The following is a 15574-nucleotide window of genomic DNA, read 5'->3' as shown; positions in this document are numbered from 1 at the left end:
GCGCCGCAGCGCGTTTTGAGACTTGAATTATCCGAGAGCCTTGAGGGCGCGCCGGAGACTTTGCCCCGACCGGGTGAGCGCCGCCTTCGCGGCACTGACATCCGGAACCCCCGCAGCCAACAGCACGGCTTCCTTGACCGAGCCTTCGGAGCGCGTGAGAAGGCGTTCCGCTTCGTCGAGACCGACACCCGAGATGTCGGAGACGATGCGGCAGGCACGCCCTTTCAATTTGATATTGTCGGCCTTGAGATTGACCATGTGGCCGTCATGCACATGGCCGAGCAGGATGCCGACCAGCGTGGAAAACATGTTGAAGGCGATCTTCTGCGCCGTGCCGGCGCCCATGCGAGTCGATCCGGAAATCACTTCCGGCGGCGTCTGCAAGAGGATCGAGACATCGGCGCCGTCGAAGAGAGCGGCACCCGGATTGTTGGCCATCGCCACGACCTTGGCGCCCTTCCCTTTCGCATAGGCCGCGATGGCCAGCGCATAGGGCGTGCTGCCGCTCGCCGAAACGGCGATCACACAGTCCTTGGCATCGACGTCAGCCGTTTCGGCATCGCCGACGGCGAGCGCACGGTCGTCTTCATAGCCGCCGGCCAGGTCTTCCAGGCTTGCAGCGCCGCCGGCAAGCAGGATGACGATGCGGTCGCGGGGAATTCCATAGGTGCCGGGAAGCTCGAGCGCGTCGGCCATGGCCATCAGGCCGGAGCTGCCGGCACCGACATAGACGAGACGGCCGCCGGAAAGCAGCACATCGGCGGCAAGACGGGCAGCGGCAGCGATATCGGCAAGCGCGCCGTCGACCACGGCGGCCGCAGCCTTCTGGCCATCCGCAAGCACTTTCAGCGCGTCGAGAGGCTGACTTTCGTCCAGCCCCCTCGCCTGATCGTGCCTGCCTTCTGTCCTGCCTGCAGCCATCGTTCGCTCTCCTCTGGCCCAAATTAATGCCAAAAAAATACCAATTGTCCATAGGAAATTAATTTTTGAGACCACTTTTTTGCAGTCAATTATTTTTATAATTTAAAATCAATAATTTGTCGAAAAGCTCATGTTCGATACCACCATACCCCTTGGTTAATGGTATTTTTTTGGTATCGTTGCGCTCGGAGGTGCCCATGACAGATTACATTCTCGGTATCGACGGTGGGGGAACGAGTTGCCGTGCGGCGGTCGCAAGACCCGACGGTATTATTCTCGGTCGCGGCAAGAGCGGTGCGGCCAATATCCTGACCGACCCCAACAATGCCATCATCTCCATCACGGAGGCCGCCAAGGCCGCCTATCGTGACGCAGGCCTCGACGAGGCCGGCGTCAACGGCGCCACCGCGTTTCTCGGTCTGGCCGGCACCAATGTCGGCGATCTCACGCGCTATGTGCACGATCGCCTGCCCTTCCGCCGCACGGCCATCGACTCGGACGGCCTGATTGCCTTGCAAGGCGCGATCGGCGACGAGGACGGCGCGGTTGCGATCCTCGGCACCGGCTCCATCTATATGGGCCGCAAGGACGGCACCGTCCGCTATATCGGCGGCTGGGGCTTTACGGTCGGCGATCTCGGCGGCGGCGCGCGGCTCGGCCACGGCCTGCTCCAGGAAGCGCTGCTCGCCCATGACGGCGTGCATCCGCGCTCGCCCGTCACCGATGCGGTTATCGAGGAATTCAAGCACGATCCGCGCGGCATCGTCGAATTCGCCCGCCTGTCCAAGCCCGGCGATTTCGGCCGCTTCGCCCCCCTGCTGTTCGATCACGCCAGACAGGGCGACGCGCAGGCGATCGCCATCGTCAAGACGGGCGCGGTCGCGGTCAACGAATCCCTCGACGCCATCATGGCGCTGGCCGGCGCGCCGCGGCTCTGCCTGCTCGGCGGGCTTGCGCCGCTCTATCCGCAATGGCTTTCGGAAAAGCACCGCTCGATCCTGGTGGAAGCCGAGGCCGATGCGCTGACGGGTGCCGTGGCGCTGGCCGCCAAGGGCTATAAAGAGCGTCAGGGAGCGGCGGCATGAGTACCTCCCTTTCCGCAATCCTGACGCCGGAGAGCCTGCAATCGGGCGTACCCGGCCCGCTCTACCTGAAACTGCGCCAGACGCTGGAAGAGGCGATCACCTCCGGCAAGCTGAACTATGGCGATGCCCTGCCCGCCGAGCGCGATCTCGCCGATCACGCCCAGGTCAGCCGCGTCACGGTGCGCAAGGCCGTCGACGATCTCGTCAAGGACGGCCTTTTGATCCGCCGCCACGGCTCCGGCACTTTCGTCGCCAAGCCGGTCTCCAAGGTGCAGCAGTCGCTCTCCCGCCTCACCTCCTTTACCGAGGACATGGCGCGGCGCGGCCTGACGACCCGCGCGGAATGGCTCGACCGCGGCCTGTTCCACCCCTCGCCGGACGAGATGATGATGCTCGGCCTGCCAGCCGATGCGCTGGTTGCCCGGCTCGGACGCCTGCGCGTCGCCGACGACATGCCGCTCGCCATCGAGCGCGCCTGCATTTCCTCCGAATTCCTGCCGGACCCCATGCAGGTCCAGGGCTCGCTCTATGCGGCGCTGGAAAAACACGGCTGCCGGCCGGTGCGCGCCGTGCAGCGCATCTCCGCCTATAACATGAAGGATCCGGATGCGTCGGTGCTCGGCGTGCCGCCGGGCTCGGCCGGGCTTTCCATCGAGCGTGTTTCCTATCTTCGCACCGGCCGGGTGGTCGAATTCACCCGCTCCATCTATCGCGGCGACGCCTATGACTTCGTCGCCGAACTGACATTGTCCGAGACGTGACTGTCTAATTGCAAAGGGACTTCCATGCAGACCAACATGCGCCGTGAAATCAATGAAATCCCCGAAGCGGCAGCCCGCGTCCTGGCAAATTCGTCAAGCGCCATCGCGGCCGCCGGCAAGGCACTGCGGGAGCGTGATCCGCAGTTCTTCGTCACCGTCGCGCGCGGCTCTTCCGACCATGCCGCCCTCTTCCTGAAATACGCAATCGAACTCACCGCCAGCCGGCCGGTCGCATCGCTTGGGCCCTCGCTTGCCTCGATCTACGGCGCCAAGCTGAAGCTCGGCGGCGCTGCCGCCATCGCGATCTCGCAATCCGGCAAGAGTCCCGACATCGTCGCCATGGCCGACGGCGCCACGAAGGGCGGCGCCATCTCGATTGCGCTCACCAACACGCTGCCCTCGCCGCTGGCAGACGCCTGCTCCTACTCGCTCGACCTGTCGGCCGGCCCGGAGCTCTCGGTCGCCGCCACGAAATCCTATGTGAACTCCATCGTCGCCGGCCTTGCCGTGCTCGCCGAATGGACGGGCGACGCCGATCTCGATCGCGCCGTGAAGGGCCTGCCCGAGCAGTTCGCCAAGGCCGTCGCCCTCGACTGGTCGGATCTGGCCGGTGACCTCAAGGATGCGCAATCGCTCTACGTGCTCGGCCGCGGCCCCGGCCTTGCCATTGCCAGCGAAGCGGCACTGAAGTTCAAGGAAACCTCCGGCATGCATGCCGAGGCCTATTCCTCCGCGGAAGTGCTGCATGGCCCGGTCGCCCTCGTCGGCCCGTCCTTCCCGGTCATCGCGCTTGCCGCGCGGGACGCCGCGGAAGCCTCCGTCACCGGCATGGCCGACAGCCTGGCCGACCGCGGCGCCTATGCCTGCGTCACCGGCAGCAGCGCAAAAAGTGCGCGCAAATTGCCCTTCGTTGCGACCGGCCATCCGATCACCGATGCGCTCGCGCTCATCGTGCCGTTCTACGGCTTCGTCGAAGCCTGGTCGCGCGGCAAGGGTCTCGATCCCGACAAGCCGGTCAACCTGAAGAAAGTGACGGAAACCCGATGACAGCGCTCACCGCCATTACCGGCGCCCGCATTTTCGACGGCGATCTTTGGCACGACCACAGCGCGCTCCTCATCGAGGACGGCAAGGTCGCCGCCGTCGCGGCCCGCCGCGACGTGCCGACGGACGCCCGCACGGTGCCGATGGACGGGTTTTCGCTCGTCCCCGGATTCATCGACCTGCAGGTGAATGGCGGTGGCGGCGTACTGCTCAACGAGCGGCCCGATCTCGAAGGCATCCGCACCATCTGCGCCGCGCACGCCCGCTTTGGCACGACGGGCCTGCTGCCGACGCTGATCACCGACAATGTTGAGGTGACGACCAGAACGATTGCCGCCGGCCTTGCCGCCGAAGCGGCAAAGGTTCCCGGCTTCCTCGGCCTGCATCTCGAAGGCCCGCATCTCTCCATCGCCCGCAAGGGTGCGCACGATCCGGCGCTCATCCGCCCGATGGAACAGGCCGATCTCGACCGCACCATCGCCGCCCGCAAGGGATTGACGGCGCTTTTGATGACGCTTGCGCCCGAAAACGCCACGAACGCACAGATAGCGGCCTTGCATGCGGCCGGCGTCACCGTCAGCCTCGGTCATTCCGATTGCAGCTACAAGACGGCTGCCGGTGCCGTCGAAGCCGGCGCGCGCATGATGACCCATCTCTTCAACGCCATGAGCCCGCTTGGCCATCGCGAGCCGGGCATGGTGGGTGCCGCCCTCGATCTCGGCCCCCTCAATGCCGGCCTGATCGCCGATGGCTTCCATGTCGATCCGGCCTCCATCCGCGTGGCGCTGCGCGCCAAGCGCGGCCCCGGCCGTATCTTCCTCGTCACCGATGCCATGTCGACCATCGGCACCGACATGACGAGCTTCTTCCTCAACGGCCGCGAGATCTTTCGCGAGGGCGGCCGCCTGACGCTCGCCGACGGCACGCTTGCCGGCGCCGATATCGATATGGCCTCCTGCATCCGCTATATGCGCGACGAAGTCGGCCTCGATCTGGAGGAGGCCCTGCGCATGGCGGCACTCTATCCCGCCGAAGCCATCGGCATGACCGGCCGCAAGGGCCGCCTGACGCATGGCCACGACGCGGATTTCGCCGTCATCGACGGTGACGTCAACGTTGTCTCCACCTGGATCGCGGGCACGCCGGTTTTCGCAGCCTAACGGGCAGGACGCCGCAGTCCTTGCGGGCTGCGGCGGAATCGGCTCTACCCAGCCCAAAGGATGCGTTTCGATCCGGGAGCGGTACATGCAATTGATCTTCGACGGCCACAACGACGTTCTCCTGCGCCTGTGGGAGCATGCCCAAAAGGGCGCGGACCCGATCGCCGAATTCGTCGAGGGCACGGACAAGGGCCATATCGACGCCCCGCGCGCCCAAAAGGGCGGCCTGGCGGGCGGCTTCTGCGCCATGTTCATCCCGCCGAACGAAGACTATCCGCCACGCGAGGTCGATGAAAACGGCCATTACAACATCCGCATGGTCGGCCCGCTGGAACAGCCGGCAGCGCTCCACACGGCGCTCGAAATGGCCGCCATCGCCTTCCGGCTGGAACGGGCCGGCGCACTGTCGATCTGCCGCTCCACCGCCGATATCCGCGCCGCCTTCGCGGCCGGCCGTTTCGCCGCGATCCTGCATATCGAAGGCTGCGAGCCGATTGCCGAAGACCTCTCGACGCTCGAAACGCTCTATGCCGCCGGCCTGCGTTCGCTCGGCCCGGTCTGGAGCCGCCACAACGCCTTCGGCCACGGCGTGCCCTTCGCCTACCCCTCCTCGCCCGACACCGCACCCGGCCTCACAGAAGACGGCGTCGAACTGGTGAAGGCCTGCGACACCCTCGGCATCATGGTCGATCTCGCCCATATCACCGAGCAGGGCTTCTGGGATGTCGCGCGCGTCAGCACGGCGCCGCTCGTCGCCACCCATTCCAACGCCCATGCGCTGACGCCGATCTCGCGCAACCTCACCGATCGCCAGCTCGACGCGATCCGTGAGCGCAAGGGCATTGCCGGCCTCAACTACGCCACGACAATGCTGCGCGCCGACGGCATGGAGAGCGCCGATACGCCGCTCTGCGACATGGTGCGCCACATCGATTACATGGTCGAGCGCATGGGCATCGATTGCGTGGCGCTGGGCTCGGATTTCGACGGCGCGACCATTCCCGCCGCCATCGGCGATGCCGCCGGCAACCAGGCGCTGGTCGAGGCGCTGCGTTCGGCCGGCTATGGCGAAGACGACCTTGCAAAACTCTGCCGCGAAAACTGGCTGCGGCTCCTGAAAACCGTCTGGCACGAAGCCTGACCAACCTGCGGATCATCCCATGACCAAGCCCCTCATCGAACTCTGCGTCGAAGGTATCGACGGTTTCCTCGCCGCCCAGGAGGCCGGCGCCGACCGGGTGGAACTCTGCGCAAGCCTGGTCGAGGGTGGCCTGACGCCAAGCCTTGCGACGATCCGCGCCGCCGTGAAGGCCGCAAATATCCCCGTTCACGTCATCATCCGCCCGCGCGGCGGCGACTTCCTCTATTCCGAGACGGAATTCGAAACGATGGTCGAGGACGTCAAGGCGCTGCGCAGCGAAGGTGTTGCCGGCGTCGTCATCGGCTGCCTGACGCCGGATGGCCGCATCGACGAGGCGCGGACGACGGCGCTGGTCGAGGCCGCCCGCCCAATGTCCGTCACCTGCCACCGCGCCTTCGACATGACGGAAAATGCCCATGCGGCGCTGGAAGCGCTGATCCGCTGCGGCGTCAACCGCGTGCTGACCTCGGGCCAGCGCGACACCGCCGTGGAAGGCATCGCCATCCTGAAGGCCGCCGTCGAGCAGGCCGCCGGCCGCATCGTCATCATGGGCTGCGGGGCGCTCGACGCGGGCAATATCCGCACCGTGCGTGACGCGACCGGCCTCGTGGAAATGCATTTCGCCGCGCTGACCACCGTGCCGAGCGGCATGGCCTTCCGCAACCCGCATGTCGGCATGGGCGGCACGGAAAAGGACCGCGAATACGAACTGACTCTGACCGACAGGGACGCGGTGCGCGCCACCATCGCAGCGGCAAAATCGTAAGGTCAGGTCTTGCAAGCGGCAGGCGGGCATCCTTACGTGTAAGGCGAACAAGGAGACCTGCCATGTCGCTGAAGACTTTCGTCCCCTCGCCGCTCCGCACGGCCATCGCCGCCGGCGTGCTTGCGCTCGCCGCCCTGCCCGCAGCCGCCGAAACGGTCGGCAAGGTCGGCGTCGACTGGATCGGCAACGATATCTATATCGACGCGGTCACCGACCCCGAAGTAACCGGTGTGACCTGCCACGTCACCTATTTCGACCGCTCCGTCATCGATCGCCTCAAGAAGGGCAACTGGTTCGAGGACCCGTCGAACAATGCGATCTCCTGCCAGCAGACCGGCCCGATCAGCATCGGCGACATCGATCTGGATAAGGGCGGCGAAGAGGTCTTCAAGTCAGGCCTGTCGCTGATCTGGAAGTCGCTGATCGTCACGCGCATCTACGACAAGAAGAACGACACGCTGATCTATCTCGCCCATTCGCGCGAACTGACCGAGGGATCAGCCAAGATGTCGATCTCCACCGTGCCGCTCTACGGCCAGACGGTGACCTGGACGAACGGCAAGCCGTAACCCCCATAGATACGCGAAAGCACCCGGCCGGAAACCGGCCAGGTGCTTCAAAACCCGAGATCCTTCCCTGCCGCGATCAGGCGGCCTGGGCGAGTTCGTCGGCGATGACGGTGTCGAGGTTGAGGAAGCAGACCATCGACTTCTCGAGCGCCACGATGCCGCGGCAGAAGGCGCGCTGGGCCTCCGGAATGATTTCCGGCGCCGGCTGCAGAGCCTCGCTCTTGATGGTCATCATGTCCGAAACCTGCTCGACCAGCAGGCCGACCAGCTTGCCGGCGATGTCGGTGACGATGATCGCCGAGCGCTCGGACGGTTCCGTCATCTTCATGCCGAGGCGGCAGGCCATGTCGATGACCGGGATCACGGCACCGCGCAGGTTGATAAGGCCGAGCACATAGGGCGGCGTGTGGGGCATCGGCGTCACGGGCGCCCAGCCGCGGATTTCGCGGATGGCCATGATGTCGATACAGAATTCCTGTTCTCCCAGGTGGAAGGAGACGATTTCGAGATAGGCGCCGGACTGTTTGATGGCATTGGACATTTTCAGAACTCTTCCCAGTTCTCTGCGGCGGCTTGGGCATTGCCCCTGACCGCTGCACTGCTGCTGAAAGCCCCGGCAACCTTGGAAACAAGGCTTCTTGCCGGAGACGGGGCGGGACGGGAGGCGGCGGAAACCGCCCTCGGGCTACCGACGGAGGCGCGCACGCCTTCGTGGATCTGGAACTGGCCGACAAGGCGCGTGAGGTTTTCCGCGTCCTGCGCCAGCGTATGGCTTGCCGCATTGGTCTCCTCGACCATCGCGGCGTTCTGCTGCGTCACCTGGTCCATCTGGTTGACGGCGACGTTGATTTCCTGAAGGCCGGCCGCCTGCTCGCGCGCGGCAGTGACGATGGAGGCCATGTGCTCGTGGATGCGCAGCACGTCGCCGCCGATGCGGCCGAGCGATTCGCCTGTCGCCTGCACGAGGCGCGAGCCGGTCTTCACCTCGTCCGACGAGCGGGTGACGAGGCTCTTGATATCCTTGGCGGCACCAGCGGCGCGTTGCGCGAGTTCCCGCACTTCCTGCGCGACGACCGCAAAGCCCTTGCCGGCTTCACCGGCGCGCGCCGCCTCGACGCCGGCATTCAGCGCCAAGAGGTTGGTCTGGAAGGCGATCTCGTCGATGACGTTGATGATCTTGCCGATCTCGCTGGAGGCGCCTTCGATGCGGTCCATCGCAGCCATGGCATCGCTGACGATACGCTCGGATTCCACCGCGCTCGCCTTGGTCGAATCGACCATGCGGCCGGCTTCCTCGGCACGCGCGGTCGCCGTGCGCACCGTGGTCATGATTTCGTCGAGGGCGGCGGAGGTCTCTTCGAGTGACGCTGCCTGCTGTTCGGTGCGGCGGGCCAGATCATCGGCGGCAGCGCGCATCTGGCCACTGTTCGACTGGATGGAGCCGGTATTGTCCTTCACCTCGGCCATGACATTGCGCAGGCGTTCGACGGTACCGTTGAAATCGATACGCAGCTGTTCGAGATCGGCGCGGAAGGGTTCGAGGATGGCAACGCTGAGATCGCCGTCCGAAAGACGCGTCAAGCCACGGCCCAGCGCCTCGACCGCGGCACGAATCTGCCGCTCATCTTCGCGCGCCAACGCTTCCCGGTTGTGCCGCTCCGCATCGTTGCGCGAGCGGCTTTCTTCGCTCGCCTGCTCCAGGCCGCGCTTTTCGACGGCGGCAAGGCGGAAGGCTTCCGCCGAGCGGGCCATGTCACCAATCTCGTCGCCGCGCGCCGTGGCGGCGACCACCGTATTGAGGTCACCTGAGAGAATGCGCTGCATGCTGTCGCGCACAGCGAAAATGCCCCGGCGCAGCATGTTGCCGTGATAGACGATCATGCCGAGCAGCGTGCCCATACCGAGAAGGCCGATGACGATCTGGTAGAACATGGATTGCCCGGAGGCGACTTGTGCATCGTTGACGCGCGCTTCCAAGAGCGCCGAGCCCTCTTCGGCCAGCGCACCGAGGGCTGCCGTCATGCGCTCGCCGCCGGCATCGACGGCGTCGTCGAGCGACGAGAACGCTTCCATGGGCGCACCGGCCTCGATCATCGTCTTGAGATCGACGGCAACGGCCTTTTCCATCATCTGCAAATCGCCGTCGAATGTTTCAAGCAACGCCGGCTTGCCGATTTCGGTGGCGAGCCTCCGGGCCGAGGCCGTGCCTTCCTTCAAGGTCTTCAGCGATTTCGCGATGATTTCCACGCGCTCCGGCTGGATGACCTTCTCGTCGCGGTCGATGATGCTGTCCATCGCCACGAGCACGAGATCGACATTGGCAAGCCGCATGGCGCCAACGGTATCGACCTCTTTCTGGATATTGACGGCGGCCTCGGAAGCCGCACCGATCGTCGCATTGCCGTACCAGCCGGCGGCGAGCATCGTGCCGAAGCCGAGGAACGCGGCGGCGCCGAGCGTTGCGAGACGAGAATTGACGGAAAGGGTCCGGCCCTTCACTGCATTTATCTGAGACATGATGCGGTTCGCCCGAGCCATGGCCCTCGCCACGGCATCCCCTTTTTGGATCCTGGGTGAAATACGCTTCCCGCCGTCTCCCCCGGTCGTGCAGGCATCATGCCCGATGAGCCGATTCCGGCCCTTTCGCGTATTCGGACCGTGACAAAGTAAGATTAAACAAAACCTAAGGAACCTGCCCCGGAACTTGCATTTTAGCAAAATTTGATAAATTCCGGCATGCCGGAATACCGGACGTTGCGAAAAACCGGCATTGTTCCAAAACCTGCCGTTTCATGCTACCCTGACGGCATGAACAAAACCGCCCGCCGCTATACCGTTCTGCCGGCTGCACTCATCGCGCTTGGCCTCGGCGTCATGGCCGCCACCGCCGCCTTTGCCGGCTGGATGGAGCACGGCACGGCGATCTTCCTCAGCCTTGCCGAATCCGGGATGTCCTGGTGCTTCTGATCACAATTGCGCGAGACCGCATGTCCAATGCCCCTTGCGGCATTTGGCGCGTTTGCGCGTGCTCCTGCGAGGGACTATGACACCGGCAGATATTCATCCGAAGGACTGCCATGAAGACCCTGCGCCTCGTACTCTGGATCGCCGTTGCCCTTGTCGCCGCGCTGCTCGGCTGGCTCACGCTGGAGGCGACGCGCACGAAGGATGAAGTCGCCGGCGGCCCGTTCGGCGTGCCCTTCACGCTCGTCGCGCAGGATGGCAAGCCGATCACCGAAAAGGCCTTCACCGGCAAGCCGACGGCGCTGTTCTTCGGCTTCACCCATTGCCCGGAGGTCTGCCCGACGACGCTGTTCGAAATGAACGGCTGGCTCACCAAGGTCGACCCCGATGGCAGCAAGCTGCAGGCCTATTTCGTCACCGTCGACCCGGAGCGCGACACGCCCGAACTGATCGGCCAATATGTCGGCAACGTTTCCAAGCGCATCACCGGCATTTCCGGCCCGGCCGACAAGGTTCTGGAGATGGTCAAGGGTTTTCGCGTGTATTACCGCAAGGTGCCGCTCGATGAAGCCAAGCCCGACGGCGACTACACGATGGATCACACCGCATCCGTCTTCCTGCTCGATTCCACCGGCCGCTTCGTCGGAACGATCGCCTATGGCGAGAACCCCGACACCGCCGAGCAGAAGCTCGCCAACCTGATCAAGCGATAAGCGCAATCCGCCTTTGCCTCGGCTTTCGGACATGCTAGGCGAACCCTGAGACAACAGGGACCCCGGCCGTGAGCGAAATCCGCCTCTACATCACCACCACCGAGAAGCGCGCCGATATCGCGCTCTCGCTGATGACCGACGCCTTCGAGGAAGAAGGTTACGCCATCGCGACGATGGAGATCGACGAGAAGAACGATATCTGGGAAGCCTCCGTCTACATGTTCCGTGTCGACGAGGCCGAGATCGCCGAACGCTTCGCCGCCCTGCTTGCCGAGGAATTTCCGGACGCCGAGATCAAGCGCGAGGAGCTGCCCGATATCGACTGGATCGCCAAGTCGCTCGAAGGCCTGAAGCCCGTCCGCGCCGGCCGCTTCGTCGTGCATGGCTCGCATGACCGCGGCACCGCCCGCCCCGGCGAAATCTCCATCGAGATCGATGCCGGCCAGGCCTTCGGCACCGGCCATCACGGAACGACAGCCGGCTGCCTCGAGGTGATCAACAGCGTCATGCGCTCCCGCAGAGTCAAGCGCGTGCTTGACCTCGGGACAGGCAGCGGCGTGCTCGCCATCGCCGCGCGAAAACTGTCGCCCGCCCAGGTGCTGGCGACCGACATCGACCCGATCGCCACGCGCGTCGCCCGCGAAAACGTTCGCATCAACGGCATCGCCTCGGGCATCGCGCTGGAAACCGCGCCAGGCTTCCACTCCACCGCCTTCGGCCGCCACGGCCCCTTCGATCTCATCATCGCCAATATCCTGGCCCGCCCGCTGATGCGCATGGCGCCGCAGCTTGCCGCGCAACTGACGCCGGGCGGCGATGTCATCCTGTCGGGCATCCTCGCCTCGCAGCGCTGGAAGGTGCTGGCTGCCTATAACGGCGCCGGCCTCAGCCATATGCGCACCATCTGGCGCGAAGGCTGGGTGACGATCCATCTCGCCAAGCGCTGAGGTCGCTCTTCCGTGATCCCCATATTCGAAACCGGGGATCACACAGCGGAATAACGCAGAGTCACGAGAAAAGAAAAAGGCGGTGCCAGAGGCACCGCCTATGGGCCGGCAAGCCGACCTGTCCGCGAGCTTGAGGAGGAGGAGTGCTCAAGCGGACCTATGTGCTCCGAACGCCTTCCCGGAGGAGGGAGGAGGAGTGACCAGAAAGACGCCTGATCGGAACACCTAGTCTTTCGCCTTTCGGCGTTTTCTATGCGATACGAGCGACGGGAGGAAGTTTCGCTTGAAGCGCGTTTCAAGTTCGCTTCCTTGGCGCCGCTTATAATCGTTTCAGAAAATCGCGAAAGCGCTGATGCGGCATGGGTGCCATGCGCGACATGCATAAGTCCAATCTGAGACCTCTTGGAACCACCTGACGGCACTGCTACGCGTATCGCCACCGGCTTGCAAGGTGACCCGGCCGCCTGCCTTTGACGCGCCCCCGCGATGGGCTAGATTGCCGCCACGATTCATCGCCTGAGCGGAAGCATCCCATGTTCCAGAGTTTCGACGTCACCTCCACGCCCCAATATGGCCGCGAACGGGCCGATGCCTTGCGCGCCTCCTTCGATGCGCTTGGCATCGACGGCTTTCTCGTGCCGCGCGCCGATGAATATCAGGGCGAATATGTGCCGGCCTCGGCGGAGCGTCTGTCCTGGCTGACGGGTTTTACAGGCTCGGCGGGCGTGGCGCTCGTCATGCGCGGTCAGGCCGTGGTCTTCGTCGATGGTCGCTACGTCACGCAGCTCGCCGAACAGGTGGATGGCAGCGTCTATACCGGCGGCGATCTCGTCGGCGAGCCGCCGCATCTCTGGCTGCAGAACCATGGTCCCAAGGGTTTCCGGCTCGGCATCGATGCGTGGCTGCACACCGCGGCCGAAGTGCGCCGTCTGGAAAAGGCGCTCGCCACGCTTGGCGGCAGCCTCGTCTTCCTGCCCTATAACCCGCTCGACAAGGCCTGGACGAACCGTCCGGCCGAACCGCTCGGCCGCGTGACCATCCAGGCCGTCGACCATGCCGGTGAACTCGCCAGGGACAAGCTGGTGAAGATGGCGTATGCTACGGCAAAGGCCGGCGCGGATGCACTCGCCGTCACCGACCCCTCTTCCATCGCCTGGATCTTCAACATCCGCGGCAGCGACGTGCCGCACACGCCGCATCCACTCGCCCGCGCCGTCATCCCGGCGGACGGCCGTCCCCTGCTTTTCCTCGACAAGCGCAAGACCGGCATCGAGCCCGAAGCCTATCTCACCCAGCTCGCCGATCTCCTGCCGCCGTCCGATTTCGACAACCGCATCGCCGCCCTCGCCGCCGAAGGCAAGCGCATCCTGATCGACCCCGATCAGGCACCCTTCGCGCTCGGCGAGATCGTTCGCGCCAAGGGCGGCACGCTGGTCGAGGCCGTCGATCCGGCCCGCCTGCCCCGCGCCTGCAAGAACAGCGTCGAGCTGCAAGGCTCCGCCCGCGCCCATCTTCAGGATGGCGCCGCCATGGTGGAATTTCTCGCCTGGCTCGATAGCACGACACCCGGCAGCCAGACGGAAATCACCGTCACGAAGAAACTCGAAGAGGTGCGCCGCAGCGTCGGCGAGCGCCAGCAGAACCCGCTGAAGGATGTCTCCTTCGACAGCATTGCCGGCGCGGGCGCGCACGCGGCCATCATGCATTACCGCGTGACGACGGATACGGACGCGGTCATCGAGCCGGGCACGATGTTCCTCATCGATTCCGGCGCGCAATATATCAACGGCACAACCGACATCACCCGCACGGTCGCCGTAGGCGCCGTGCCGGAGGAGCAGAAGCGCTTCTTCACGCTGGTGCTGAAGGGCATGATCGGCATCAGCCTTGCCCGCTTCCCCAAGGGCACGCGCGGCTGCGACCTCGATCCGCTCGCCCGCATTGCGTTGTGGAAGGCCGGCGCCGATTTCGCCCATGGCACCGGCCATGGCGTCGGCTCCTATCTCTCGGTGCATGAAGGCCCGCAGCGCATCTCGCGGCTTTCGACGCAGGAACTGCTGCCCGGCATGATCCTCTCGAACGAACCCGGCTACTACCGCCCCGGCGCGTTCGGCATCCGCATCGAGAACCTCGTGCATGTCCTGCCCGCCGCGCCCGTCGCGGGCGGCGATATCGACATGCTCGGCTTCGAAACACTGACCTTCTGCCCGATCGACCGCCGCCTCGTCGTGGCAAGCCTGCTGACGGACGAGGAACTGATCTGGCTCAACGCCTATCACGCCGAGACGAACGAAAAGATCGCGCCGCTCCTTTCGGACGACGCGACCAAATCCTGGCTGGCAGAGGTAACCGCTCCGATCAGCCGATGACGTGACGCAGCAGCATCACCACGACCCAGCCGACGGCCAGCATCGGCAGGAGCTTCAGGCGCAGCCCCACGAGAAAGGCGACCGCCATGGTGATGCTGACATCCCACCCGCCGGTGATGGCGGCCGGCGCGACCAATGTGGTCAGCACGGCCGCCGGAACGGCGTTCAGTGCCGCTTCGGCGCGCGGCGGAATGCGCTTCATACGCGTGATGAAGACATAGCCGCCGACGCGCGTGAGGTAGGTCGCGATAGCGCCGGCGGCGATGATCAGCAGCGTCTGCATGTGAAACATGGATTCCATGCTCATGCCTCCCCTTCCGCAACCCGGCGGGAGCCTCGTCTTCCTTGTCAAGCGGCAGCAGGGCCGCGACGGCGACGCCGGCAAGTGCGCCGAGGCTGACATGCCAGGGCGAGCCGACGAAATGCATGGCGAGCACCGAACCGACACCGGAGGCGAGCACGACCGGCAGCCAGTTCGCCCGACTACGGAAGCCCATCACCAGGCCCATGAAGTAGACCGGCAGCAACACGTCGATGCCGATCGCCCTGGGGTCGCCGATCAGGTTGCCGAGCAACCCGCCGACCACCGTCAGGCACAGCCAGGGAACATAGACGCTGAAGCCCAGCACCATCAGCCAGATATAGCTGACCCGAAGACCGGCATCCGCGCGCCGCTCGGTTTCGGCAAACTGCGGGTCGGTCAGCAGGAACAACGAGGTCGCCTTCTGCCAAAAGGTCAGATGCCGGATATGCGGGGCGATGGCCGCCGAATAGAGCACGTGGCGGAAGTTGACGGCAAAAATCGAGAGCACGACGAGCCAGGGCGCGACATGATGATTGAACAGCTCGACACCGACGAGCTGGCTGGCGCCCGCATAGAGCGTCGCACTCATCAGGGTCGCTTCGGCAACCGTCAGGCCGTTGTCGATGGAAACGGCGCCGAACAGCACGGCAAACGGCGATGCCGCAACGGCAACCGCGATACCACGCCGAAAGGCGTCGCGGATTTCTTCTTTTGTATCGGGGGTCATGGGTCTGCTCTATCCTAGGATAGGCAAGCCATAGAACAGGCACGGCCCACCCGCAAACCAATATGGCTGATGGACCGTTCAGCGCCGTTGATCAATCAGCGCC

At 64.8% G+C, this 15574-nt stretch carries 15 protein-coding genes and 1 pseudogene; 11 read left to right on the top strand and 5 right to left on the bottom strand.

Features of this window, described 5'->3' with window-relative positions; translation table 11 throughout:
- Positions 1–27: 27 nt before the first annotated feature.
- Complete coding sequence (locus AC27VQ_RS14485) at positions 28–921, bottom strand: N-acetylmuramic acid 6-phosphate etherase (protein ID WP_488716809.1); 894 nt, start codon at positions 919–921, stop codon at positions 28–30.
- A 197-nt stretch (positions 922–1118) separates the two neighbouring features.
- Here AC27VQ_RS14485 and AC27VQ_RS14480 point away from each other — a divergent pair, with 197 nt between their 5' ends.
- The 7 genes from AC27VQ_RS14480 (at position 1119) to AC27VQ_RS14450 (ending at position 7447) form a co-directional block, all read left to right on the top strand.
- Complete coding sequence (locus AC27VQ_RS14480; RefSeq protein WP_488716808.1) at positions 1119–2006, top strand: glucosamine kinase nucleotide-binding domain-containing protein; 888 nt, start codon at positions 1119–1121, stop codon at positions 2004–2006.
- On the top strand, positions 2003–2767 hold the full coding sequence (locus tag AC27VQ_RS14475; RefSeq protein ID WP_488716807.1) for a GntR family transcriptional regulator: 765 nt from the start codon (positions 2003–2005) through the stop codon (positions 2765–2767). The genes AC27VQ_RS14480 and AC27VQ_RS14475 overlap by 4 nt, the downstream gene beginning before the upstream one ends.
- Positions 2768–2791: 24 nt before the next feature.
- Positions 2792–3814, top strand: coding sequence for an SIS domain-containing protein (locus AC27VQ_RS14470; protein ID WP_488716806.1), 1023 nt, complete (start codon positions 2792–2794; stop codon positions 3812–3814).
- A complete protein-coding gene (gene nagA / locus AC27VQ_RS14465) occupies positions 3811–4971 on the top strand; it encodes an N-acetylglucosamine-6-phosphate deacetylase (RefSeq protein ID WP_488716805.1) in 1161 nt (386 codons plus the stop codon). The genes AC27VQ_RS14470 and nagA overlap by 4 nt, the downstream gene beginning before the upstream one ends.
- Positions 4972–5056: 85 nt before the next feature.
- Positions 5057–6112, top strand: coding sequence for a dipeptidase (locus AC27VQ_RS14460; RefSeq protein ID WP_488716804.1), 1056 nt, complete (start codon positions 5057–5059; stop codon positions 6110–6112).
- Positions 6113–6131: 19 nt separating this feature from the next.
- A complete protein-coding gene (locus AC27VQ_RS14455; protein WP_488716803.1) occupies positions 6132–6878 on the top strand; it encodes a copper homeostasis protein CutC in 747 nt (248 codons plus the stop codon).
- A 62-nt stretch (positions 6879–6940) separates the two neighbouring features.
- A complete protein-coding gene (locus AC27VQ_RS14450; RefSeq protein WP_488716802.1) occupies positions 6941–7447 on the top strand; it encodes a CreA family protein in 507 nt (168 codons plus the stop codon).
- Between the two features lie 76 nt (positions 7448–7523).
- Here AC27VQ_RS14450 and AC27VQ_RS14445 read toward each other — a convergent pair whose 3' ends face one another.
- Positions 7524–7988, bottom strand: a complete 465-nt coding sequence (locus AC27VQ_RS14445) for a chemotaxis protein CheW (protein ID WP_117366518.1) — start codon at positions 7986–7988, stop codon at positions 7524–7526.
- A gap of 2 nt (positions 7989–7990) precedes the next feature.
- Positions 7991–9964 (bottom strand): methyl-accepting chemotaxis protein, encoded by a 1974-nt coding sequence (locus AC27VQ_RS14440; protein WP_421591491.1) that lies wholly within the window; start codon positions 9962–9964, stop codon positions 7991–7993.
- A 291-nt stretch (positions 9965–10255) separates the two neighbouring features.
- Here AC27VQ_RS14440 and AC27VQ_RS14435 point away from each other — a divergent pair, with 291 nt between their 5' ends.
- The 4 genes from AC27VQ_RS14435 (at position 10256) to AC27VQ_RS14420 (ending at position 14440) form a co-directional block, all read left to right on the top strand.
- Positions 10256–10414: a hypothetical protein gene (locus AC27VQ_RS14435; protein WP_257948693.1), complete on the top strand. Its 159-nt coding sequence runs from the start codon at positions 10256–10258 to the stop codon at positions 10412–10414.
- A gap of 110 nt (positions 10415–10524) precedes the next feature.
- Positions 10525–11124: an SCO family protein gene (locus AC27VQ_RS14430; RefSeq protein WP_421591489.1), complete on the top strand. Its 600-nt coding sequence runs from the start codon at positions 10525–10527 to the stop codon at positions 11122–11124.
- A 68-nt stretch (positions 11125–11192) separates the two neighbouring features.
- Entirely contained in the window at positions 11193–12071 is an 879-nt protein-coding gene (locus tag AC27VQ_RS14425; protein WP_488716801.1) for a 50S ribosomal protein L11 methyltransferase, read from the top strand.
- A 533-nt stretch (positions 12072–12604) separates the two neighbouring features.
- The gene (locus tag AC27VQ_RS14420; RefSeq protein ID WP_488716800.1) at positions 12605–14440 is read left to right on the top strand and encodes an aminopeptidase P family protein; all 1836 of its coding nucleotides are present in this window, start codon (positions 12605–12607) and stop codon (positions 14438–14440) included.
- On the opposite strand, the gene AC27VQ_RS14415 is transcribed toward AC27VQ_RS14420, so the two are convergent.
- Both AC27VQ_RS14415 and AC27VQ_RS14410 read right to left on the bottom strand, forming a co-directional pair.
- Positions 14430–14741, bottom strand: a complete 312-nt coding sequence (locus AC27VQ_RS14415) for an AzlD family protein (protein ID WP_488716884.1) — start codon at positions 14739–14741, stop codon at positions 14430–14432. The two genes, AC27VQ_RS14420 and AC27VQ_RS14415, sit on opposite strands and share 11 nt — an antisense overlap.
- Before the next feature lie 52 nt (positions 14742–14793).
- Positions 14794–15471 (bottom strand): annotated as a pseudogene (locus tag AC27VQ_RS14410) (AzlC family ABC transporter permease); the annotation flags it as partial.
- Positions 15472–15574 lie beyond the last annotated feature (103 nt).

This window comes from Shinella sp. 20P9.1.1 (genome assembly GCF_057798995.1).
This window is presented reverse-complemented; position numbering and strand designations above follow the sequence as displayed.

Bases quoted from the DNA above. Each gene is read 5' to 3' on its own strand.
- AC27VQ_RS14485 (WP_488716809.1), bottom strand. From the start codon at position 921: ATGGCTGCAGGCAGGACAGAAGGCAGGCACGATCAGGCGAGGGGGCTG.
- AC27VQ_RS14480 (WP_488716808.1), top strand. From the start codon at position 1,119: ATGACAGATTACATTCTCGGTATCGACGGTGGGGGAACGAGTTGCCGT.
- AC27VQ_RS14475 (WP_488716807.1), top strand. From the start codon at position 2,003: ATGAGTACCTCCCTTTCCGCAATCCTGACGCCGGAGAGCCTGCAATCG.
- AC27VQ_RS14470 (WP_488716806.1), top strand. From the start codon at position 2,792: ATGCAGACCAACATGCGCCGTGAAATCAATGAAATCCCCGAAGCGGCA.
- nagA (WP_488716805.1), top strand. From the start codon at position 3,811: ATGACAGCGCTCACCGCCATTACCGGCGCCCGCATTTTCGACGGCGAT.
- AC27VQ_RS14460 (WP_488716804.1), top strand. From the start codon at position 5,057: ATGCAATTGATCTTCGACGGCCACAACGACGTTCTCCTGCGCCTGTGG.
- AC27VQ_RS14455 (WP_488716803.1), top strand. From the start codon at position 6,132: ATGACCAAGCCCCTCATCGAACTCTGCGTCGAAGGTATCGACGGTTTC.
- AC27VQ_RS14450 (WP_488716802.1), top strand. From the start codon at position 6,941: ATGTCGCTGAAGACTTTCGTCCCCTCGCCGCTCCGCACGGCCATCGCC.
- AC27VQ_RS14445 (WP_117366518.1), bottom strand. From the start codon at position 7,988: ATGTCCAATGCCATCAAACAGTCCGGCGCCTATCTCGAAATCGTCTCC.
- AC27VQ_RS14440 (WP_421591491.1), bottom strand. From the start codon at position 9,964: ATGTCTCAGATAAATGCAGTGAAGGGCCGGACCCTTTCCGTCAATTCT.
- AC27VQ_RS14435 (WP_257948693.1), top strand. From the start codon at position 10,256: ATGAACAAAACCGCCCGCCGCTATACCGTTCTGCCGGCTGCACTCATC.
- AC27VQ_RS14430 (WP_421591489.1), top strand. From the start codon at position 10,525: ATGAAGACCCTGCGCCTCGTACTCTGGATCGCCGTTGCCCTTGTCGCC.
- AC27VQ_RS14420 (WP_488716800.1), top strand. From the start codon at position 12,605: ATGTTCCAGAGTTTCGACGTCACCTCCACGCCCCAATATGGCCGCGAA.
- AC27VQ_RS14415 (WP_488716884.1), bottom strand. From the start codon at position 14,741: ATGGAATCCATGTTTCACATGCAGACGCTGCTGATCATCGCCGCCGGC.